Source organism: Haladaptatus sp. HS23 (assembly GCF_056892285.1).
In genome coordinates, this window is the sequence record NZ_JBXGLH010000007.1 from 252,591 (window position 1) to 274,095 (window position 21,505).

Sequence of the window (21,505 nt, forward strand, 5' to 3'; positions counted from 1 at the left end):
GGGTTCATCGCCGAGACGCAAGGAAACGATCACTCGGGGTTCGGCGTCGGAAGCGACCGAAGCGAGCGCGGCGGGACGAGGAAGTTTCCGCGGCGGGACACGGTCATGTACTGCAAGATTCCGTTGTTCAACCGCTGACCGACCGAGGAGTTCCCCGCGAGGTCGGAACCGTTCATCGCGGTACGCGTCGCTTCGAAGTCCTCGATGGTACGCTGGAAGGCGACGAAATGGAGGCTGGCCTTGCCGCCGTCCGTCGAATCGAAGTCCCGTCGGAGGATGACGGGCGAATCGTCCTTCCGGGCTCCCGCCGATTTCTGTGAGTGGCCGACCATCCCGCGCTTCCGAGCGTGGTCCTCCACGTGGTCGATGCACTCGTCAGTCATCCCGCTCGAATCTCCGAGGTTGTTGCCGACTCCCTCGACCTTTTCTTCCTCGGCGTGGACCGGACAGAACATCTTTCCGACGCGCTGTTCGCGGCTGTCCTGTTCGTACCACTGGTCGAGGTGTAGTTCGATTTTCGAGATGTGTTGGGTGGTCCCGCCCGCGAACGGCCCGTCCCGAACCGTTATTCGGTCCTCGCTCGCCTGATTCTTCTTGAAGCCGGATTTGAATCCCATGTAGAGCGGCGCGTCCTCCGAAACCGGCTCCGAGTCCGGAATCCCGCTCACGTCCTGATTGTCGGCGGGCAGGCCGTCCCCGACGAACCCCGTTCGTCGGTCCGCCTTCTCGAAGACGTCCGTGACGCCGCTCACGTCCACGCCGTTCAGTTCGTCGCGGTTTCCGAGGAGCGCCTCCTCGACCGCGAGGACGAGTTGTGCGTGGTCGCTTTCGAGTTGCACCACGGCGTCCTGTTCGTCCAGTTTCGGGTCCTCGAACGGCGCGAGCGCCTTCGGTTTCGGAAGCACGTCCTCGGCCCCGAATCGGGCGAAGTAGGACGGCGAGTACCCGATGGAGAACAACAGGCCGTCGTGACCGCGCTCGTAAGCGCGTTCGAGGCTCCGAAGCGACTTCTCGACGGTCTTTCGTTCGGACTCGCTCGGCGTCCCGTTCCCGCCGTAATTCAGAAAGACGAGTACCTTGTGGCGGGCGGCCACGTTGTTCCCGTAGTCGTCCGTGGCGAGAAACCGGTTCCACGCGTGCTGGCGCTCGGGGAGCGTCGAAAGGTCGGACGGTCCCTTCGGTACGTCCGGCATTCCGCCTCGGTCGAGACAGGCGGACAGCGCCGCCGACCCGCCGATGGCGACGGCGGCTTTCATGAACTCGCGCCGGGGGATTCCTCGCGTCGAATCGCTCATCGTTCGACGCTAGCGGGGCCGCGAGAAAAGGGGTTCTGGTACACCCGTCGAAAAGGGGCGCAAAAACGCGTGCAGTGGGAAAGGAGGACGGAAATCAGCGTTCGTCCAACACGTCGTCGACTCGCTCGGCCGTCTCGCTGGCGCGGATGTTCGAATAGCTCTCGTGGGTCGTCGCAATCGAGGCGTGACGGAGCGCCGACTGGGCCAGTTCCGCGTGACCTTCGCTGTACAGTTGGTGGCCCAATCCGCGTCGCGCGCCGTGCGGTTTCAAGTACTCGCCGTCGATGTCGAGTCCGGCGGACTCACAGAGGCGTTTCATCAGATTGCGCGCACCGCGGGTCGAAATCGCGGGGATGACGATTTCGTGCTCGCGTATTACGTCGTCGATGTCGTTTTCGTCCAGTATTTTCTCGACCTGCGCGTCCGAAAACTCCTCGCCCAAGGCCTCCCGAGCGGCGCGATACTTCGACGGCGCGTGGTCGGTCGGAAACACCGGAAACCGTGGTGTTGGCGGGTCCGAAACCCGATGATAGCGCTCTAACGCCTCCGCCGCCTTCCGCGGCAGTTGGGCGTACTCGTACTCCCGCGATTTGCCGAAGACGCGAACCGAACCGCCCTCGATGTCCACGTCCTTCCACGAGATGCCGGTTCGTTTGTCGTCCGCCGGGGCGCGGAACACTTCCGCGCCGCGGACGCCCGAGAGCGCGAGGAGGCGGACGAGAGCTCTGTCCCGGTAGGCGCGTTCACGCGACACGTCCGCTTCGCCATCCAAAGCTTCCTCAACTCGGCGGTCCATGAACGCCAGAATCGCGCTGCGGTCGCGGGCCGACCAGAACTGCCGGTTCGCGTCGGCGGTGTCTTCGGGCAGTTCGGCCTGCGCCCGCGAGACGGCGGCCGGGTTCTTCGAGATGAGTTCGTCCGCCTCGCAGAAGCCGAGAAACGCTCGGACGTAAGCGTAGTAGGTATGTGCCGTCGAGGATTTCACCTCGTCCTCGCGGACCTGTCGCTTGAGGTGACGGGCGTAGCGACGGCAGTCGATGACGTCCACGGCGTCGAGGACGGTGACGTCGCGCTCCCGGGCGAGCCAGTTCGCCCACGCCGTCAGCGCGGACCCGGCGTTGGCGCGGTAGTTGCCCGCCTCGATGCTGACGAGGTACTCCTCGATTGCGTCGGTGAGTTTCGTCCCCGTCATGCCAGTCGTGGGTCGAACGTTCCGGTGAGTGCGGTGCCACACCGCGGACACGTCAGGGTCGATTCCTCATCGACGAAGCGTCCGACCGGGCCGAGATAGCCACAGGAGGGACATCGTCGTATCGGTAGCTGAATCATCGCAACACCGTCCTGTGGGTACGGAAGCGATAAAAACCTACGTCCTACGTCCCTTCCGAAGCGTCGCCGACGTCGCTGGGCGGGTGCACTGAGATGTGCCCGTCGCTCTGGATGAAGACGTGGTGGCCGTCGAAGGTGAACGCGAAGTGACCACCGCTGCGGCACATCCCGTCGCGACGGGGACCGAACAATCCGTTCAACGCGTCGGGGTCGAACTGTTCGTACAGCGGTCCTATCTCCGTCGGGTCGGCGTCCATCACTTCCGCGATGGCGTTTATCACGGTCGTACTGAGCGGTTCGGTGGTGGTCCAGTCGTGATGCGTGTGGTACGTCGCGGTGGTCGTTGCGGGCGGGTAGGGGTACGTTTCTGATTTGCTCATTGGGACAACCTCTTGTGGGACACGGTGTCCTGTACGTCACACATACGCCCTGAAAAATCATAAATCACTGTCAGACGAAAGATGGGTATCGGTCATACGACTGAGCGTGAAAAGGCAAGACGGGGGTCTTCCGTCCACGACGAGATTGTCTTACGTAATCCGGTTGCCAGTTCGGGACGAACGTGCGGAGAGTCGATAGCAGTTTGACGAGAAAAGCCGGTTTAACAGCCACTTAGATGGAATTATCAGGTGTATAGTATTCGAGGTAGAACGTGTCGCATCTTTCATGTCGTTGGCCGAGATGCTCACCACGTTCAGTCACCAGTACCAGTTCGTCGCTGCGCCCGTCCAACTCGCCAGTTTCTGGCTGTCGGTGTCGCTTCCGCTGGTGTACGTTCCGCTACTGTTCAACGGACTGCAAGGAAACGTTCTTCCGCTGTTCTCCGGCCTGCTCGTCCTCCATGCCATCACGCTCTATCTCGGCCACGGTCACCGACGACGGAAGGCATAACATCGACACGAGGTGTACGAGGAGTGTGAACATCGTTCATCGACGGAACGGGTCGGCGCGGCGACTCGTTTCCCGGGGCGAACGCGTCTCCTCCCTCGGGTCGCGGGTCGGCGGACTGGTTCGACTCGCGGCGTCCAACGACCACGCCCTGGTGTTCGAGTTCGATTCGGTCGGTGAGCACCGCGCTTCGACGGTAGCGACGCCGCTCGCGCTGGATGTCGTCTGGACGGACGGTAGGCGGGTGACACGGGTCGCTCGATTACCGAAATGGACGGGAATAGCCCGCGGGACGGGAGATACGGTATTCGAGTTTCCGACAGGGATAGCCGACGGCGTGGAACCGGGCGACGAACTCCTCGTTCGTCAGTCCCACTCCTCGCGCTCGATGGAGTAACCCCCGCACTCGGGACAGACCTGATACTGGACCGAGAACGCCGTTTCACACCGCTTGCACTCGTACGGACGGTCGGGTCTCTCTATCACTCCGAACCGTCGAATGAGTCCCATGCCCCGCGGTTCGAACGTGAGAAACTAATAGTTCACCGGAGCGGAGTGAAAGTGAAAACGAACGTGGTTCTGTCTGGAATCACCCGCCTTCGACGGGTCACGACCGTCAAGGGTGTTCGAATCGACAGGGTTGGGAAGGCCGAAGGCGGGGAACGAGGTCATCCACGTTCGTCTCGCCACGGGAATGACAGTCGATGACACGGTGCGGTGTTCGCGGGTAGGCGCGGGGACCGTCTCCGGTCGGGAGTCACCACCACCGTCGGAGACGGCATCGTTCGTGTGTCAGGTCGCCGGGTTTCTCGGTGCCCCACGTCCGTCCGCATTTACCACCAGTCACGGAAGTAAAAAGGAGATTTTGACCGATTCCTCGAAACCGTTTCAGTCAGCGTCGACCGCGTTTTCGGGAGTGTTCATCGCGGCCGCAACGCCGTCCGCGAGCGTCGTGACCACCGCGTTACCGGCGCGTTCCCGCTCTATCAGTCCGTCGTCCGCGAGGCGCTCCAAGTGATACGAGACCGTTCCCGGCGTCCGGTCGAGCGCGGCCGCGAGATCGGAGACGCTCGCCGGGCCGTCGCGGGCGACGGTTTCGAGGAGTTCGGCCGTCGACTCGTCAGAGAGCGAAGCGGCCAGTTCAGGATTGTCGTTTCCGGCGGGGTGTACGCGGCGTTTCCCGCGAACCGTCGCCGTCTCGACTAATCCCTCCTCTTTGAGGATTCTGACGTGGTAGCGCACCGTCGAACGGGGGATTTCGGCGCGCTCGCTCAGCGCCGACAGGGAGAGTCCGGGTTCGTCGCCGACGGTGGCGAAAATCTTCGCTCGAGTGACGTTATCGAGCGGGTTGGACCCGTCGTATCGGCTATAGCTTCGGACCGTAATCGAGCCTGGTGCTTCGTCGATATCGGCGTACTCCGCCCCGATGAGGACACTTCTCGGTGTCGGTCCGCCGTGGGTGCCGGCCCGTGCCGGTGAATCGACGGTCGGCGCGTTCGTCGGGGGCGGTACTTGTATCGCGTGGTGTACCGGCGTGCTCGCACTCGCCGAGACGACGAACCCCAGGGGAACGGTCGCAACGAGGAGTAGAGCGGTCAACACCACGACTGTTCGAGAGCGAGACATGGTTTACCTTTTTCAGTCCTTCGAGAAATGTTGTGTGCACCGGGGCATTATCGCTCTTCTGGTGACGTTCAGTGCGAAAAAAGTGAACCGAAGTCGGAACGGTGCCAATTACGGCTCTCTTCCTATTTCGCCTCGTAACTCACGAGTTTCATCTCGCGGACCTTCGTTCCTTCATCGTCGTACACGACGCCGTACATCGCGGTGCCGTGGTCAGGCGAGTAACACGCGTCGGTGAACACCGAGCCGTTGACCCGTATTTCGGAGTTGTAACAGCCGATACCGGCGTAGTTCTTCTCCCCCGTTATCTCGTAGGTCATCGTCCCGTCCGAGGAGGGAACCGTCCACGTGTTACCCACGCGGAAGTCGTTCCCGTAGACGCCGTTCATCGACGGGGAGAACATCGTCATGGTGGCGTACTCGCCTCCCGGGAGGAACGCGACTTGCACCATCGCCTCTTCGCGGGTGAACGTGGCGGTCCGTTCCTGTGTCTTCCCGTCGTGGGTGAACGAACTCCGCATCGTGATGTTCTCACCCTCGACCGATTGGATATCCCAAACGATTTTCCCGGTTCCGGCGTCCTTCTCGTAGGTTTCATAGGTGTAGGTTCCCGGTCGCTCGAACGCGAACGGAAGGAACACGTCGTCCTGTGTGGTGCCCGCATCGCCAGCGCCGCTACCGTCGCCGCCGGACGAATCGGAGTTGCTCCCGTCGCCCGCATCGAGTTGATTCGAAACGCCAGCACAGCCAGCGAGGACGACGGATACGACGACGAGGAAGAGCGTAACGCGTCGCATGTTACGCCAATCGAGCCGCCAGTTTGCCGAACACGGGGAGGGCATACTGTTCGTGCGAGTAGGCTTTGTACAGCAGGAACGCCCACGTGAGGAAGGCGACGAAAGCGACGACGAAGTACACGAGCGAGAACAACAGCGAGAGCAACCCGCCGAGACGCGGAATGAACAGCAACATCATCTGAAAGACGGTCATGCCCACGTACACCGCGAACAGACCGACGCCGAAGACGATGCTCTGTGCGGCGTGGAACCGAACGTACTCGTTGTCACCATCGAGGAGGAAGAACAGTATTCCCGTCAGAGGACTGAACAGATACGCCAGCGCACCGGCGATATTTTCGTCGAGTCCCGTTCCAGTGCTCGAACTGGTCGATTCAGCAACGTCGGTTGTCGTTTTTGGTTCGGCAGCCATGAACATAAGTGGAACCCACGAATGATATAATTACTGAGCGGTATATTTCCGTGCCGTGAAACCATCCCACGTATCGAAACGCGGTTCGAAGTGTGAAACACTATACCAGAGAAATACAATATGACAGTCGATGAGTGAGGGTAAAAACTCGGAACTCGTCGTCGCTGCCGTCAAGCGAGCGGACACGTTACACGCGTTGGCTGGCCGGTCGCTGACGCGCTCGGAGCTACAGGACGAAATCGAGGTGTCGAGAACCACGACACACCGTATCGTCCGGGAGTTGACCGATAAATCGCTTATCCGTCGCGTCGGTGGTACGTACGAACTCAGCCCGTTGGGACGTATCGTGGCAAAGGAGGTCGAGCACTTACAGGACACCGTTTCGGTCGCCGAACAGTTGTCCGCACTGTTGCCGTCCCTCGACCGAACGGAGATCGACCTCGAACATTTCACCGAGGCGACCATAACCGTACAGGAACCGAGCGACCCGTACGGACCCGTTCGCCGGTTCATCTCGCTGTTACGCGAGTCGGAAACGCTGTGTGGATTCGACACGACCACCATCGCGCCGATGTACGTGGACGAAATCCGCGACAGCATCATGGCGGGGATGCGGACCGAAATCATTTACCTCCCGACGGTCATCGACCAGCTCCTCGATGACCACCGCGAGGCGACCGAGAACGCCATCGAGAGCGGCCAACTCGACCTGTACGTCTACGACGACTTGCCGTTCGGGCTGGCGATATTCGACGACCGAGTCGGTATCGGCGGCTACGACGAAAACGGCATTCTCCGCGTTTTCGCGGACACCGACGCCCCGGAAGTCCGCTCGTGGGCGGAGTCGCTCTACGAGGAGTACCTCGCCGAGGCGACGTCGGTTCGAGAACACGCCGATTGGAAGAAGTGACGTCAGTCGCGAAGTTCGTCGCCCGTTTCGAGTCCGCTCGCCAACGCGCGGTGAACCCGTCCTTCACCCGCGACCCAATCCCCGGCGAAAAACAGGTCCGAGGCGACCCCTTGTCGTAGCACGTCTCTTTCGGCCCCGTCGTTCGGGAGCGCGTCCCGCCATCGAATCACGTCGTACCAGTCCGGGGCCGCGAGCGGGTTTTCCGAGAGGAGGTCCGCCGCTCGGTCGGCGACTTCGGTAGCGATGTCGAAATCGTCGTCGTCGTAGCGTGAGGCGGACCAATCGGGGGCCATCTGTACGACGAGCAGGCCCTCACCGTTCGGGATGTGTCCGGGCTTGCAGGATTCCCTCGACAGCCATCCGATTTCGTGGTCCTTGTCCGCGTTCACGAGCGCGTAGTACGGTCGCTCGATTTCGAACGAGTAGTGTAACGCGACGGTAATTATCGGTCGGTAGGGAACGTGACCGACGTGTTCTCGAAGCTCTCGGCGAACGTCCCCCTCCCACTCCGCGAGGTCGAGGAGGGACGCCGTGATCGGCGCTGGCGGCGTGAGAACGAGGGCGTCCCACGGGCCGTATTCATCGCCGTCCGCGTCCTCGACGTACCACGCCTCGTCCCGGCGGAGGCCGACGATTCGGGTGTCGGTCCGAACCGTCGCGTCGCTCGCGCCGCACAGTCGTTTTCCGAGCGTCCCGAGACCGTCCCGAAACGTCCACTTCGGGGTCTCCTCGTCGCGACCCTCGGTAATCTCGCCGTCGGCGTCGAAGGTCCAGACAGGCCCCTCGGTTTCGACCAAGCCGTCGCCAAGGTCACGGATGACGCGTGAAACGCGGTCGTCGTCGCTTTTGACGTAGTTCGCGCCGACGTCGTAAACACAGCCCTCCCGCTCGCGGGTGGCGGCGCGACCACCGACTCGCTCGGTACGCTCGAAAATCGTTACTTCCGCGTCGTCACCCACGGAGAGGGCGACCCCTAGCCCGGCGACGCCGCCGCCCACGACGGCGATGCGGGTCACGTCAGCACCTCGGTCGCTCGTCTCGTCCCATCGATGTCCGGCGGCGATTTTCCGTCGATGAGCGTTTCGTCTTCCGAAAACACCATGATACGAACTCGTTCGGTCGCTCGCGGCAAAGTGGTTGCGGCGCGGCAGATGTGATTGGTATGGCGCGGCAAGTGTGGATGACGACTTTCGAGCGTTCGTGAAGAGAGCGGGTTCGACATCCGTTCGCGTACTATCCCTTCCACCCGCATCCGTTTTTATACGCATCAGAAAATTTATGTATGTTAGATGATTCCTCCGACGCAAAATCCCCCTGATGCAAAAGTTGAAGGAATTCCTGTCGAATCGGGATGTAAGAGAATGGACAACGAACAACAACTGCCGGTCGGTCACCTCGTCGCCGACGACACCGAAGTGGCGATTCCGGTCGTCGAAATCCTGACGGGACGTGGCTTCGTCACTGGGAAATCGGGAAGCGGGAAGTCGAACACGGCGTCCGTCGTTGTCGAACAACTGTTAGACGCGGGCTATCCGGTCGCCATCATCGACGCGGACGGCGAGTACTACGGCCTGAAAGAGGAGTACGAACTCCTCCACGTCGGCGCTGACGAGGAATGTGACATCCAAGTCGGCGCGGAACACGCCGAGAAGGTCGCCTCGTTGGCGCTCGAACAGAACGTTCCCATCATCCTCGACGTGTCGGGGTTTTTGGACGACGACGAGGCCGACGCACTCATCCGCGAGACGGCGCGTCACTTGTTCGCCAAGGAGAAGAAACTGAAAAAGCCGTTCCTGTTGGTGGTCGAGGAGTGCCACGAGTACATCCCGGAGGGCGGCGGCATGGGCGAGACGGGCAAGATGCTCATCAAGGTCGGCAAACGCGGACGGAAACACGGCCTCGGCATCATGGGTATCAGCCAGCGCCCCGCCGACGTGAAAAAGGACTTCATCACGCAGGCGAACTGGCTGGTCTGGCATCGCCTGACGTGGGAGAACGACACGAAAGTCGTCAGCCGAATCGTCGGGAACGAGTACGGCGAGGAGGTTCCGAACCTGAACGCCGGGGAGGCCTTCGTACAGACGGACTGGACCGACAGCGGGATTCGGCGCGTGCAGTTCGACCGGAAGCGGACGTTCGACGCGGGGGCGACGCCGGGGTTGGACGACTTCGAGCGCCCGGAACTCAAATCCGTCAGCGACGCGCTGATGGAGGATTTGGAGGGCATCACCGAGTTACAAGAACAGGAACACAACCGGGTCGCCGAACTCGAAAGCCGACTGGAGCGCAAACAGGAGCGAATCGCCGACTTGGAGAACGAACTACAGACGGCGCGGGACGTGTCCAACGCCGCGCGCAAGATGGCGAACGCCCTCGCCCACGGCGATCTCGGCGGCCCCGAGGAGTTCGAGGAGCGACTCCGCGAGAAGAACAAGCGAATCCGGGAACTCAGGGAACGCGTCGAGGAACTGGAAAACGAGCAGACGGAACTCCGCTCGTTCGAGGAGTGGAACGAAGGGGTGGAGGACGTCGAAGCGAACACTCTGGACGAGTTCGAGCCGGCCGAGCCGGTCGAATCAGTCGAAGCGAGCGAATCCACCGAATCGCTGAAATCGGACGAGTCGGGCGACTCGCTCGGAGCGAGCGAGCGTCCCGCTGCGAGCGGTGTGGGCGAACAGACCACATCCGCCGACGAACGACACGAAACCGCCGAAGAAGCCTCGGCGGGGACGCGAAAGCGCTGGGGGGCGAACGTTTCGAGCCCCGAGAGCAGGGAGAGTCCGGACGACAAGGGTTCCATCGAAGCGTATCAGCGGGAACTCAGGGAGCGCGGGCGGAAACTGGGAAGCGCCGTCTCGAACGACTCGATTCCCGACACCTCCTCTCTCGTGGAATTGGCGAACGCGGACCCCGTGGCGGTGCGCATCGAGGCCGCGCGGCGGGAGTCGCTGTGCAACGAACACCACGCGTGGGATGTCGTCAAGGCGCTCGCCTCGGGGGGACCGATGACCGTCCACGAAATCGCGGACGGGGTGACGGCGTCCGTCGAACAGATTCAGAGTCTCCTCGCGGAGCTACGGAATCGGTCGCTCGTCACGCGGGACAATGCGCGCCAGTACGCCCTCGACAGGGAGGGAATGATTTCGGTCGTCACCGACCCCGACGAGCGGGCACATCACAGTGAACTTCACTCTCAGTGGCGCGATTAACGCCACTCCTCGTCTATTCCGGCGTCTTCTTCCACGTCCACGAGACCACGCGGTTGCCACTCACCGTTCTCCCGGCAGCGGGAGATGAGCGCGATGCCGACCGAGAGGAAGACGACGACGAAGAGGAGGTAAACGAGTAAAAACACACCGAAGGTCATCGCTATCGATACGCGCCGCAACGTTCTCCGTCTTTCGGCGTCACTCCTCGGTCTCCGAGGGGTCGTAGAGGAACCGGAACGCACCGGCGACCATCAACCCGGCACCGAGGGCCATCGCGGCGTAATCGATAGCCGACTCCTCGCCGAGGAGCCCCGGAAACGCCATAAACGCGAGCCAGCAGACGCCCAAGATAGGAAGCACGAGGGCCATGAGACGTCGTTTGTGGGTTTCGTCCGTCGTTTCGTCGTTCGTTTGTTGAGCCACGCGTAACCAGCCTGTGTCGGCGTCACGGGCTGAATGCTTATATGTTTCTGTTAATTCGGGAAGTTTTTATTGCATCTTTCAACATTTGCTGCTGTTCGTCAGAAACTATCAAACTTCATAGACAGTAAGTGGAGAGATATGTCGACGTGAATCGAGTGCTCACACGCGCCAAACGGGAGACAACTGAAAGTGAAAGGGACGAAAGGATGGAAACGAAACAGAGGAGGAAAAACAAAAGAAAGGAAGCGAATGAAAGGGGACGGAGAGAACGAAGAGAAGACAGAGCTACCGTGGACAGCCACGAGGGGTCGACGGCCCGGTAAGAGGGGGTGTCCATTCCTCGGATAGATGAGTACCACGTACCGACCTGCCACGCACCATGCGTACGAACCGTCCAATGCGCGACTCTTGAAGGTTCCTATTTTGACTCAATGTACATGAGCCATTTTAAATACTACTTTGCTTCGCCGACGGTGACACGTTGAGCAGCACTGGAACGGGGTGCATCGAGGTGCTTCTGTAACCAGAGTTCGACCGTCGTGATGGACGAAATCGTCTTCAGGTGGTCCGCGTGACCGTCGAGGTGTTCGTGCTGAAGGGTACGAACGCCGTTCGAATCGAAGACGTCGCGGTTACAGGCGGCGTCCAACAGTCCGTTCACGAACGACCGCATCGTCGGGTCGTTCCGGTACCAACGCCCCATCAGGCAGGCGTCAGGTCCGACGAGGCGCTTTTTCAGGTTGTCGGCGACGAACCCGGCCGTGTGGAGCGCGAGCGGCGACGTCGGCGGCCGCTTCGTCCGATTGTAGGGAACCGTCGCGGACGGCCCGCCGACCCGCCGCGCGACTTCGAGTTTGAGCGGCGCGACGGCGGTGGGAATCCGACCACGGGTTCCGGGAAGGGATCCGATTCGATAGCGCTGGAAGGGCATCCGGGCGACGTGGTTCATGAACTCGCCGTCGGCGAAGGGAACGCGGGTCCCCGCCTGACTGCGATACAGGCGGTTCGAGCGGAAGTGGGAGTCGGCGAACAGTTGCCAGAGCGCGTCCAACGTGCGGTGTTCCCGACGGGGTTGCGTACTCTCCTCGACCACGCGGCCGACGGATTGGGTGGGAGAGATGTCCGAGGAAAGGAGATTCCGAACGTCGTCGGGGGAAATTTGACCCTTCTGGGCGACCAGTGCGTCCACCGACGACATGTCGGTCAGATACGACCGGTAAAGCACGTCGCCGAAGAACTCGCCCTGACTGCTGCCTTCGAACAGCACGTCCACCTGTCCCGACACGTCGTTCAGGACGGGCGGGAGGTTGACGAAGAATCCCCACTGTAACATCCCGTCCATGATGTCCACGCCGCGTTCGATGGTTTCGACGAACTCGCTCGCAGAGTACCCGCAGAACTGGTTCGGAAGGGAGAGAGATTCCGCGACGCGTTCCGCACCCAAGCGGTCCTCCTGCGTCGCGGAGTTGTCGTAGGTGAAGGTCCGAAACGAGCCGATTTCGTCCTTCAACGCGGAGGCGAGCGTCCTGCTGTCGAGGCCTCCGGAGAGCCACACCCCCGCTCGCCCGTCGAAGGTGTTCGCGGCGTTCTTGACCACGCGTCGATACCGACGCACGGCCTCGTCGACATATCCCTCCTGCGGGCCGATGCCGAAGTCCGGTTCCCAGTACCGACGCGTTTCGACGTTGCCGTCCTCGTATCTGAGATACGACGCCGGCCGGAGCGACCGGACATCGCTCACCAGCGTCTTGTGGCCGAACACGTAGCCCATGAACAGCATGTCGCTCACCGCCCGTTCGTCCACTCGCGGGTCGTGCAGTTGCGTGACGAGCGAAGAGAGTTGGCTGCCGAACAGGAATCCGTTGACAGTCGAGTAGTAACAGGGTCGGGTGCCGAGTTTGTCCGTCGCGACGAGGGTTGCGGAGCGGTCGGCGGCGACGAGCAGGAACGGGCCGCTGAGTTTCGGAAGCGTGCCGTCCGGGTCCGAAAGAACCCGCTCGAAGAGTTCGTCGTTCGACCATCCTAATTCCGCACGGTTCGATATGACGCCGTGAAGCACGCCGACGCGTCGTCCGTCGTGCCACATCGTCCATCCGTTCGGGTCGCGGTCGCCGTGGTGAACGAGTCCGATTCGACGGTCGCCAACGGACCGTTCGGCCGTTCCGTACCATTCCTCGTCGTCCATCACGCCGAGCATCTCACCGAGCGCTCGACTGTTGACAGTACCACCGGTTACGCCGGGCATAGCAGAGACGTTCACGAGAGCCTATATTGTTATGAGACGCCTTCACCGGACGTAGGACCGACGTACGAACGCGCGTAGGGTGAGAAAAATCGGATTGGTTTTCCCTACTGTGAGCCGTCGCCGAAGAATTCGGCACAGAGTTTCCGCTCCGCTGCGCGAAGGTGTTCGTGGAACGTCGAACGCGAGATGTGCATCGACTCGGCGAGTTCCTCCCCCGTCACCGGCCGCGGCCAGTCGAAAAAGCCGCTGACGTAGGCCTTCTGGAGCGAGGTCAACTGTCGCTCGGTGAGGGTGTCGGTGAGGCTCTCGATGAAGTCCTGTTTGGTCTTCGCGGGCCGTTCGTGGTGCCGATAGGCGAGGAGTTCCGTGCCGGCGTACGACTCCTTCAGGCGCTCGATGAGGCTTCGAACGTCGGCGTCCTGTGGGAACTCGACGAGGACGCGGGCCTCGTCGGGCGTCGCCGTGATGTCCTGCGTCTTGCCGCCGTAGTCGGACATCGTGGAAACGAGCGTCCCCTCCGGGAGGACGAACTCGAACACCGTTTCGTCGTCCTGTTCCGCGACCACTCGCGCGTCGAGCACGTCGTCTCGTTCCGCGACGATTTCTAACACATCCTCGGTGGAATCACAGCGGACGGAGAAGAACGAGACGACCGACCCGTCGTCCCGATTGGTCGACTGAAGGTAGCCGATTTCGGCGTCGGTTCGGTCGGCGATATCGACGAAGAAGAGGTCGGGACTCCGGAAGGAGAACTCGGCCTCGACCACGCTGTCGGCGATGAGGATGCGGCGCGTCTCGCGGGCGTTGACGGCGCTCCCGATGGCCCGGGCGAGCGAGCGAAGGACGACCTGTTCCCGTTCGTCGAACGCGTCGGATTTCGTCGCACAGATAGCCAACACGCCGTACTCCGTGTCGTGATACGAGAGCGGGACGGCGGCGACCGCGGAGCAGTCCTCGACGTCGAGCGTGTCGGTCTGCAACTCGCCGGTTTCCAAGGCCTCGGTGACGATGGGGTGGTCGGGTTGGGGGTCACAGTCCCCTGCGACGGTCCGCACCTCCACCCCGTCGGTTCGGACGTTTCGCTCGCCGATCCACGCGAAGTTGTAGGGTTCGACCTGCGTCACTTGCGTGCAGACCGCCGTCTCGATGGCCTCGCGGGTCGGCGCTTCCACCACCGCACTGGTGACGTCGCCGAGGAGTCCCTCGATTCGTTCGAGGAGGTGTTCGAGTTCGGTGGCCCGCCGGTGGGCGGCCTGCTCGGCCCGTTTTCGCTCCGAGATGTCCATCTGGAACCCGATGAAGTGAGTGACCGTTCCCGTCTCGTCCCGAATCGGCGCGATGTCCACGCGATTCCAGAACTCCGACCCGTCCTTGCGATAGTTCAGCAGTTCGACCGAAACCGGTACCTCGTCCTCGATGGCGTGACGCATGGCCGCCACCGCCTCGGGGTCGGATTTCTCCCCCTGTAGGAATCGGCAGTTGTGTCCGCGGACCTCCTCGACCTCGTATCCGGTTAGCTCCTCGAAGGCCTCGTTTACGTACAGGAGCGGTTGGTTGTCCGGTTTCGCGTCGGCGATGGTGATACCGACCGGAGCCTCGTTGATGGCGCGCTCTTTCAGGTCGAGTTCGGCGACGACGTCCTCCGTGGCGGCGGTATCCCCCTCGCGGAACAGGACCGTCACGCCGTCCGAATCGGGGTGAGCGGTGGCCTCGTATCGGGTTTCCATGGCGACGGAAAACGATTCGGTGCGGTCGTTGCGTCGTGCGGTTTTGCAGTGATCGACGATCGTCTCGCCGACCTCGGGCGGGAGCGCCGTCGGCAACCGATCGTCGATACCGACGCCGAGGAGGTCGCGGGCCGGGTCGTTCAGGTAGGCAACCCGCCAGTCGGTGTCCAGCGCGATGAGTGGAGTAGAGAGTCGGGAGAGCGCCTGACTCGCCCCCACGCGCGCCTCGTCAGGGATGTCCATACCTACCCTAGGGACTGACGGAAAATAGTAGTTCAGTTATTGGCGACACGTTTCGTCCCACCTCTGACTCGGTCCCGAGTATTTTGTCCTTTCTGCCACGACGTTTTTCAGCCGTCATCCGGTAGGAACCACCATGTCGAACACGGTGTCGCTTACGGACGACGAAATCAAACGAATCGTCTCTATACTGCGGGAGTATCGGATGCAGACGGGGGAGGACGTTTCGGGTCTCGTCGAGACGTTCGAGGAACACGAACGGCGGCCCGAACACGAGTATTCGACCGACCTCGACGGGGTCGAGGAGTAAGCCGGAAAATCGAACACTCGTCGTTCAGACGAGCGTCGTCGGGCGCTTCGAGAGGTAGTCGAACACCGCGCCGAGGGAAAAGCCGTAGGCGAAGTGCGCGAGCAGGGTCAACACCAGATACAGCACGAGGAGGATTCCCGTGTAGCCGTCGTAGAAGGCGAGGACGAACCCCGTCCAGAGGACGAATCCGTACGGAAGTCCTCTCACCGCGTACGTTTCTCCCGGCAGATACGACCCGATGGAGACGAACAGGAGCGGCCACGTCACCATCCCGCCGCCGAGGAAGATGACGTATCCGACCGCCGCCGGGTTCGCGGGGAGGAGTACGTCGGCACCCGTGAGCTGTGCCAGCACGGAGAACGAGTTGAGGTCGAACGCCCCGAGCGTCGCTCCGACCAGTAGCACGGCCGTCATGACGGCAGTGCCGACGAGTCCGCCGACGGCTCCGATGAACCCGTCCGTGATGATTCCGGAGAGGCTGTCGAAGTCCGGTTCCGCGACTTCCTCGCCGACTTCGACCTCGACGGCCGGTTGTGTGCCATTATCAACCATGATTGATGATAGCACGTACAGTAGCAAAAATCGTTCCTCCATCAGGAATCCGAGAGTTTCGACGCCGAAAGCCGAAGAAAAACGTCCGTCCGTTCACTCGGCGACGTTCTCGCGCAGTTCGGGGAGGAGGTCGGTCACGTCCCCGCGAACGTCGAAGGCAGCGTTCGGACTGAACGGCGTCTCGTCGAAGTTGATGACGGCGGTCGTCGCCCCCCCGCGGTCGGCGGTTCGCGGAAGCGACGCCGCGGGTTCAACCGTCAGCGACGACCCGATGGCGAGGAACACGTCCGCTCTCCGTGCGTATCGTCGTGCGCGGTGGAGCGTCTCCTCCTCCAACCGCTCGCCGAACAGTACCACGTCGGGTTTGAGGACGCCGTCACAGGCCGTACAACGGGGTGGCAGTTCCCCGGACTCGATTCGGCGGCGGACGGGTCCGGCGTCGGTTCGCCGACCGCAGTCGTCACAGACGACGCGGTGAGCGTTGCCGTGCAGTTCGACGATATCAGGGGCAGCAGAACCGCCGCTGTGAGCGTTCGAGGCGTCCGCGTGGAGGCTGTCCGTGTTCTGGGTGATGATGGCGTCCAACTTTCCGGCGGCGGCGAGTTCGGCGAGTGCGCGATGGGCGGCGTTTGGTCCGACGTCGCCGCCGAACATCGTCTCGTGCAGTTCGAGACGGTCGGCCCAAAATTCCGCCGGGTCGCTTCGGAATCGACGGTAGTAGAACTCCTCCTGGTCGAAGCGGTTCCAGAGTCCCGAGTCGCTCCGGAAGTCGGGGATGCCCGACGCGGTGCTCATCCCCGCACCCGTGAAGGCGACCACGGACTCCGCGTCACGGATGCACTCCGCGAGTCGGGCGATGTCGTTCATGCTCCGAAATCAGTGACGGTGGATTTGTATAGTTGTGGAAATCGAACCGCGAGAACCTGTCAGTCGGAACTATTCGAAAGAACCGTGATGGAATCCTGTCCTGACCGAATCACGTCATTTCGCCTGCCATCCACTTTAAGGTTCCCGCGGGTTTCTCTGCAAGCATGACCCGAATCGTCGCTGGAACCGACAGCGCCGAGACGAGCGAGAAAATGTGTGACTACCTCCAATCGCGCCTCGACGAGGAGGACGAAGTACACGTGCTGAACTCGCTCCACGGCGGCAACGACGAGGAGATGGTTGCGGACGGACAGCAAGCGCTCTCCGTGTTTCGAAAACGACTCGGCGGGGAGTTCGACGTCGAGACGGAGCAAAACACGGACGCGAGCGACCCGGCCCACGACATCCTCACCGCCGCGGACGAGTTGGACGCGGACGAAATCGCCATCGGGCTGACCCAGAAGCGGAGCCCCGCCCAGAAGGTGTTGTTCGGGAGCAACACCCAATCGGTCCTCATGCAGACTCGCCATCCCGTCGTCGGCGTGCCGCTTCGGAAGTCCAGATAAAACCCCCGCGTCCGTTTTCATCGACTGGGAACGGCCCAGTCGGTTAAGGCGCGTCCGTCCTAACGGCGTATTACGAGCCGAATCGCACCGTAAAATCACGACCGACTGTGACCGATATTTGGTAGGGACACGACCACAATGAATCTCCTCGGAGAAGCCGCCACCGGTGTCGGGCTAGGACTCGCGCTGGTGGCGACCGCGCTCTTGCTCGCTCGCTCGCTCAACATCGAAGACGCAATCGAACAGAAGGGGACGCCGAAGACCGACGGCGGCTACGTCAGCGGATTTCCAGCCGGATACGGGAAACCGACCGGCGTCATCCGATGGCTGACGACCGTCGACCACAAGGACATCGGCCTCCTCTATCTCCTGTTCGGGAGCGTCGCGTTCTTCTGGGGTGGCATGGACGCGATGATGATACGGACGGAGTTGTTCACCCCGAACGTGGACGTCTGGAACGCCACGACCTACAACGGCCTGTTCACCATGCACGGCCTGACGATGCTGTTCTTCTTCGCCACGCCCGTCCTGTTCGGGTTCGCGAACTACTTCCTGCCGCTCCTCATCGGCGCGGACGACATGGCGTTCCCCCGCATCAACGCCATCGCCTTCTGGCTGCTGCCCGCGGCGTTCCTGTTGGTCCGATTCGGCCTCATCTCCGATATCTTCGGCCACGTCATTCAGCCGGTTCTCGGAAACGCGGCCGCACAACCCTTCTTCACGCTCGAACCGCCGACCACCGGGTGGACCATGTACACGCCGCTGTCACGTCAGCAGTCGAATCCAATGATAAACGTGATGCTCCTCGGGTTACACCTCTCGGGACTCAGCACCACGATGGGGGCGGTCAACATCATCGTGACCACGTTCACGCAGAAGGACGTCGAGTGGGCCGAACTCGACATCTTCTCGTGGACGCTCCTCACGCAGGCGGGCCTCGTTCTGTTCGCCTTCCCGCTCCTCGGCAGCGCCATCCTCATGCTCCTGTTCGACCGCGTGTTCGGGACGACGTTCTTCGCGCTCAACGGTGGCGGGCCGCTCCTCTGGCAGAACCTGTTCTGGTTCTTCGGTCACCCCGAAGTGTACATCCTCGTCCTCCCGCCGATGGGGCTGATAAGCCTCATCATCCCCCGGTTTACCGGGCGTCGGCTGTTCGGGTTCAAGTTCGTCGTGTACTCGACGCTCGCAATCGGCGTCCTCTCGTTCGGCGTCTGGGCACATCACATGTTCACGACAGGGATGGACCCGCGCCTCAGGGCGAGTTTCATGGCGGTGTCGTTGGCCATCGCGGTGCCGAGCGCCGTCAAGGTCTTCAACTGGATTTCCACGATGTGGAACGGAAACATTCGCCTGACCGCGCCAATGCTCTTCTGCGTGGGGTCGATTGCGACGTTCATCATCGGCGGCGTAACGGGCGTGTTCCTCGCGTCGATTCCGGTCGACCTCGTGCTCCACGACACCTACTACGTCGTCGGCCACTTCCACCTCATCATCATGGGGCTGATTCCGTTCGCCATGTTCGCGGCGGTGTACTTCTGGTTCCCCATCTTCACGGGCCGAATGTACAACAAATTCCTCGCGAAGGTCCACTTCTGGCTCACCTTCATCGGCGTCATGCTGACGTTCAACACGTTCATCGTCCTCGGCATGGTGGGCCTGCCGCGGCGCTACGCGAGTTACCCGCCGCAGTTCGCGTTCCTCCAGCAAGTCGCCACCGTGGGCGCGTTTATCATCGCACTCGGCACGTTGGTCTGGGTGTGGAACATGCTCCAGTCCTACCGGAACGGGCCCATCGTCACCGACGCGGACGTGTGGAACCTGAAAGAATACGGCTTCTTCTCGCGCGAGTGGCAGTGGTTCGAGGAACAGTTGGAGTAACTCTCGGCGCTTTTTTATCGCGTGAATCGACCGTAGAAGACGCCCAACGAGTAGCCGTAGGCGAGGTGAGCGAGCAGGCTGAAGACGATGTAGAGGAAGAAAAATGCGCCCTCGAGTTGGAGTCCCGCCGACCCTAAGCCGAGGAACGCGAACCACAGCAGGAAGGCGAACAGGATGCCGCGAACGCCGATATCGTCGGCACCGGGTATGACCGCGAATCGGTCCTCTATCGCCGCGAACAACAGGGGCCAGACGACGACACCGGCGAAGACGAAGACGGCAAAACCGAGGTACAGGTCGCCGGGCATTCTGACGAACTTCGCGATTGCGGACGGGACACCGAGGTTGAACCGCGATTCGGCTTCGGCAACGAGAAAGATGAACAGCATGATGGCGGTGCTGACGATACCCGCCTTGAGCGTCTGAATCCCCTCTACGACGGCGGGGGGCAGGCCGGAATCATCGTCGAATCCCGCGACGTCCTGTGACATACTAACTGGCATGAGCGGGAGCGATTTATATGTACTCCCTATCTGCCGCCGGAGAAAAATCGTTTTCGTGGACACGGAACCCGCCGAAGGGACGAGGTCACGTGGTTCGCCAAAAGACGTTACCCGGTGGACAGCTCACTTTTCGACGTGACACTCGAGAACGAGAGCGACACGTTCGACATCGGCGGCGAACTGACGGTCAACCGACTCGGCTACGGCGCGATGCGTCTCACCGGCGAGGACATCATCGGACGCCCGGACGACGAGGAGGAAGCGCGACGCGTCCTGCACGAAGTCGTCTCGACCGGCACGAACTTCATCGACACGGCGGACTCCTACGGCCCAGCGGTGAGCGAGCGACTCATCGGTGAAGCGCTCCATCCCTATCCCTCGGACCTCGTCGTCGCCACGAAGGGCGGCCTCTGGCGCGACGCCCGGGACGGGTCGTGGCCGAAATGCGGCGAACCGGGCTACATCAGGAACGCCATCCTCGGTAGCCTCGACCGACTCAAAGTCGATACCATCGACCTGTACCAGTACCACCGCCCGGACCCGGACGTCCCGTTCGAGGACACCGTGAACACGTTCGCGGAACTCAAAGACGAGGGGAAGGTCCGACACGTCGGCCTGAGCAACGTCTCGGTCGAACAGTTGGAGGAGGCCCGCGACATCGTGGACATCGCCACGGTACAGAACCAGTACAACGTCGGTAACCGCGAACACGAGGACGTGCTCGAAGCCTGCGAGGAGTACGACATCGGCTTCATCCCGTGGTTCCCGCTCGGCGCGGGCGACCTCGGCGACAAGGCAGACGTGGTGGACCAAATCGCCGCAGACCACGACGCCTCCGACCGACAGATAGCTCTCGCGTGGCTGCTTCATCATTCGCCGGTCACGCTGCCGATACCGGGCACGTCGAGCGTGGACCACCTGCACGAAAACGTCGCGGCGTCGCACATCGACCTCTCTTCCGACGAGATGGAACGTCTCGATTAAGTGGAAGTCAGGCCGAGAGACCGCGAACGTTCTGCTGAAGTCGAATCGTCGCGGTGAGCAGGAACGCACCGATCATCACCACGAAGACGCTTTCGACGCTTCCCACGAGCACCGACTCGACCCCGACGACGACGCCGAGGTCGGCGAGGCCGAGGAGGCCCGAACAGACTAAAACCGGAAGCAAGTGGCGACGCAGCGTGTCGATAGACGTTCCCTGCGCGAGCGATTCGAGTCGGTCGGCGAAGACGATGCCGTAGACGGCGAACGAGAGGCTTCCGAGGCCTTTGACGAACGAGACGACGGAGCCGTGACCGAGGAGCAGGACGACGAGGAGTTCGAACAGGATGACGCCGACGAACCCGATTTCGATTCGGCGCAGTCGCGACAATGGAAACCGCCGTTCGTCGGCTGGCGGGGCTAACGTGCTGTTGTAGTACAGTTCGCGCATCGCGAACGCGAGGAAGACGGTGCAGAACAGAAACGTCGCGTGGGCGAGCGCGAGGAGCCATCGGTCCGCGGAAAGCACGCCCGCCATCCCGAGGACGCCGTACAGAACCCCCGCAAGGCCGATGGAGACGAGATAGCGCCAGAAGGGTCGTTGGGACTCCAATCGATTCAACTGCAGATTACGGAACGCGTAGAATCCGAAGATTCCGGCCGAGACGGCGAGGAGGCCCGAACCGACGAACCGCACGACGCCACCGCTTGCGTCGGCACCGACCTGTGCGAGTGGGATGACCATCTGCT

Annotated in this window: 25 protein-coding genes; 8 read left to right on the forward strand and 17 right to left on the reverse strand. The window is 61.9% G+C overall.

The genetic code is table 11. The features are described 5' to 3' along the window. Nucleotides 1–29: 29 nt before the first annotated feature. The 4 genes from AC1XDK_RS19400 to AC1XDK_RS19415 form a co-directional block, all read right to left on the reverse strand. The gene (locus AC1XDK_RS19400) at nt 30–1,295 is read right to left on the reverse strand and encodes a DUF7405 family protein (protein ID WP_483351611.1); all 1,266 of its coding nucleotides are present in this window, start codon (nt 1,293–1,295) and stop codon (nt 30–32) included. Between the two features lie 94 nt (nt 1,296–1,389). Continuing rightward, nucleotides 1,390–2,487, reverse strand: coding sequence for a tyrosine-type recombinase/integrase (locus tag AC1XDK_RS19405; protein WP_483351612.1), 1,098 nt, complete (start codon nt 2,485–2,487; stop codon nt 1,390–1,392). Continuing rightward, the gene (locus AC1XDK_RS19410) at nt 2,484–2,624 is read right to left on the reverse strand and encodes a hypothetical protein (protein ID WP_231187025.1); all 141 of its coding nucleotides are present in this window, start codon (nt 2,622–2,624) and stop codon (nt 2,484–2,486) included. Before AC1XDK_RS19410 ends, AC1XDK_RS19405 begins: the two co-directional genes overlap by 4 nt. Before the next feature lie 44 nt (nt 2,625–2,668). Continuing rightward, complete coding sequence (locus AC1XDK_RS19415) at nt 2,669–3,004, reverse strand: HalOD1 output domain-containing protein (RefSeq protein WP_483351613.1); 336 nt, start codon at nt 3,002–3,004, stop codon at nt 2,669–2,671. A gap of 253 nt (nt 3,005–3,257) precedes the next feature. Between AC1XDK_RS19415 and AC1XDK_RS19420 the strand changes: the two genes are divergently transcribed. Both AC1XDK_RS19420 and AC1XDK_RS19425 read left to right on the forward strand, forming a co-directional pair. Beyond that, nucleotides 3,258–3,515, forward strand: a complete 258-nt coding sequence (locus AC1XDK_RS19420; RefSeq protein ID WP_483351653.1) for a DUF8028 family protein — start codon at nt 3,258–3,260, stop codon at nt 3,513–3,515. Between the two features lie 25 nt (nt 3,516–3,540). Next, nucleotides 3,541–3,909 (forward strand): DUF192 domain-containing protein, encoded by a 369-nt coding sequence (locus AC1XDK_RS19425; protein WP_483351614.1) that lies wholly within the window; start codon nt 3,541–3,543, stop codon nt 3,907–3,909. Here the strand turns inward: AC1XDK_RS19425 and AC1XDK_RS19430 are convergent. From AC1XDK_RS19430 to AC1XDK_RS19445, 4 genes are all read right to left on the reverse strand, one after another. After that, entirely contained in the window at nt 3,879–4,022 is a 144-nt protein-coding gene (locus tag AC1XDK_RS19430) for an FmdB family zinc ribbon protein (RefSeq protein WP_483351615.1), read from the reverse strand. The genes AC1XDK_RS19425 and AC1XDK_RS19430 overlap by 31 nt on opposite strands. 378 nt (nt 4,023–4,400) lie before the next feature. Beyond that, on the reverse strand, nt 4,401–5,138 hold the full coding sequence (locus tag AC1XDK_RS19435; RefSeq protein ID WP_483351616.1) for a winged helix-turn-helix transcriptional regulator: 738 nt from the start codon (nt 5,136–5,138) through the stop codon (nt 4,401–4,403). A 122-nt stretch (nt 5,139–5,260) separates the two neighbouring features. Beyond that, entirely contained in the window at nt 5,261–5,932 is a 672-nt protein-coding gene (locus AC1XDK_RS19440; protein ID WP_483351617.1) for a hypothetical protein, read from the reverse strand. A 1-nt stretch (nt 5,933) separates the two neighbouring features. Further along, complete coding sequence (locus AC1XDK_RS19445; RefSeq protein WP_483351618.1) at nt 5,934–6,344, reverse strand: DUF4870 domain-containing protein; 411 nt, start codon at nt 6,342–6,344, stop codon at nt 5,934–5,936. A 130-nt stretch (nt 6,345–6,474) separates the two neighbouring features. Between AC1XDK_RS19445 and AC1XDK_RS19450 the strand changes: the two genes are divergently transcribed. Beyond that, complete coding sequence (locus AC1XDK_RS19450; RefSeq protein ID WP_483351619.1) at nt 6,475–7,254, forward strand: helix-turn-helix transcriptional regulator; 780 nt, start codon at nt 6,475–6,477, stop codon at nt 7,252–7,254. Between the two features lie 2 nt (nt 7,255–7,256). On the opposite strand, the gene AC1XDK_RS19455 is transcribed toward AC1XDK_RS19450, so the two are convergent. Continuing rightward, the gene (locus AC1XDK_RS19455) at nt 7,257–8,270 is read right to left on the reverse strand and encodes an NAD(P)/FAD-dependent oxidoreductase (protein ID WP_483351620.1); all 1,014 of its coding nucleotides are present in this window, start codon (nt 8,268–8,270) and stop codon (nt 7,257–7,259) included. Nucleotides 8,271–8,615: 345 nt separating this feature from the next. Between AC1XDK_RS19455 and AC1XDK_RS19460 the strand changes: the two genes are divergently transcribed. Next, the gene (locus AC1XDK_RS19460; RefSeq protein WP_483351621.1) at nt 8,616–10,463 is read left to right on the forward strand and encodes a helicase HerA domain-containing protein; all 1,848 of its coding nucleotides are present in this window, start codon (nt 8,616–8,618) and stop codon (nt 10,461–10,463) included. Here the strand turns inward: AC1XDK_RS19460 and AC1XDK_RS19465 are convergent. The 4 genes from AC1XDK_RS19465 to AC1XDK_RS19480 all read right to left on the reverse strand — a co-directional run bounded on the left by AC1XDK_RS19465 (nt 10,460) and on the right by AC1XDK_RS19480 (nt 15,101). Continuing rightward, nucleotides 10,460–10,609, reverse strand: a complete 150-nt coding sequence (locus AC1XDK_RS19465; protein WP_483351622.1) for a hypothetical protein — start codon at nt 10,607–10,609, stop codon at nt 10,460–10,462. The genes AC1XDK_RS19460 and AC1XDK_RS19465 overlap by 4 nt on opposite strands. Before the next feature lie 52 nt (nt 10,610–10,661). Then, nucleotides 10,662–10,886 carry a hypothetical protein gene (locus AC1XDK_RS19470; RefSeq protein WP_483351623.1) on the reverse strand — a complete coding sequence of 75 codons (225 nt, stop codon included), beginning with the start codon at nt 10,884–10,886 and terminating at the stop codon, nt 10,662–10,664. 454 nt (nt 10,887–11,340) lie between these two features. After that, nucleotides 11,341–13,131, reverse strand: a complete 1,791-nt coding sequence (locus AC1XDK_RS19475) for an asparagine synthase-related protein (protein WP_483351624.1) — start codon at nt 13,129–13,131, stop codon at nt 11,341–11,343. Between the two features lie 104 nt (nt 13,132–13,235). Next, a complete protein-coding gene (locus AC1XDK_RS19480) occupies nt 13,236–15,101 on the reverse strand; it encodes a bacterio-opsin activator domain-containing protein (protein WP_483351625.1) in 1,866 nt (621 codons plus the stop codon). Nucleotides 15,102–15,234: 133 nt separating this feature from the next. Between AC1XDK_RS19480 and AC1XDK_RS19485 the strand changes: the two genes are divergently transcribed. Continuing rightward, nucleotides 15,235–15,408, forward strand: coding sequence for a hypothetical protein (locus AC1XDK_RS19485; protein WP_483351626.1), 174 nt, complete (start codon nt 15,235–15,237; stop codon nt 15,406–15,408). Between the two features lie 24 nt (nt 15,409–15,432). Here AC1XDK_RS19485 and AC1XDK_RS19490 read toward each other — a convergent pair whose 3' ends face one another. Together AC1XDK_RS19490 and AC1XDK_RS19495 are read right to left on the reverse strand one after the other, a co-directional pair. Further along, entirely contained in the window at nt 15,433–15,960 is a 528-nt protein-coding gene (locus AC1XDK_RS19490) for a DUF6789 family protein (RefSeq protein ID WP_483351627.1), read from the reverse strand. A gap of 93 nt (nt 15,961–16,053) precedes the next feature. Further along, a complete protein-coding gene (locus AC1XDK_RS19495) occupies nt 16,054–16,827 on the reverse strand; it encodes an SIR2 family NAD-dependent protein deacylase (RefSeq protein WP_483351628.1) in 774 nt (257 codons plus the stop codon). 164 nt (nt 16,828–16,991) lie between these two features. Between AC1XDK_RS19495 and AC1XDK_RS19500 the strand changes: the two genes are divergently transcribed. Beyond that, entirely contained in the window at nt 16,992–17,393 is a 402-nt protein-coding gene (locus AC1XDK_RS19500) for a universal stress protein (RefSeq protein WP_483351629.1), read from the forward strand. A 138-nt stretch (nt 17,394–17,531) separates the two neighbouring features. Then, the gene (locus AC1XDK_RS19505) at nt 17,532–19,271 is read left to right on the forward strand and encodes a cbb3-type cytochrome c oxidase subunit I (RefSeq protein WP_483351630.1); all 1,740 of its coding nucleotides are present in this window, start codon (nt 17,532–17,534) and stop codon (nt 19,269–19,271) included. A 14-nt stretch (nt 19,272–19,285) separates the two neighbouring features. Here the strand turns inward: AC1XDK_RS19505 and AC1XDK_RS19510 are convergent, their stop codons facing one another. Further along, nucleotides 19,286–19,762 (reverse strand): DUF6789 family protein, encoded by a 477-nt coding sequence (locus tag AC1XDK_RS19510; RefSeq protein ID WP_483351631.1) that lies wholly within the window; start codon nt 19,760–19,762, stop codon nt 19,286–19,288. Nucleotides 19,763–19,909: 147 nt separating this feature from the next. On the opposite strand from AC1XDK_RS19510, the gene AC1XDK_RS19515 reads away from it, so the two are divergent. Further along, on the forward strand, nt 19,910–20,758 hold the full coding sequence (locus tag AC1XDK_RS19515) for an aldo/keto reductase (RefSeq protein ID WP_483351632.1): 849 nt from the start codon (nt 19,910–19,912) through the stop codon (nt 20,756–20,758). Nucleotides 20,759–20,765: 7 nt separating this feature from the next. Here the strand turns inward: AC1XDK_RS19515 and AC1XDK_RS19520 are convergent, their stop codons facing one another. Then, nucleotides 20,766–21,500, reverse strand: a complete 735-nt coding sequence (locus AC1XDK_RS19520; protein ID WP_483351633.1) for a hypothetical protein — start codon at nt 21,498–21,500, stop codon at nt 20,766–20,768. Between the last annotated feature and the right edge of the window lie 5 nt (nt 21,501–21,505).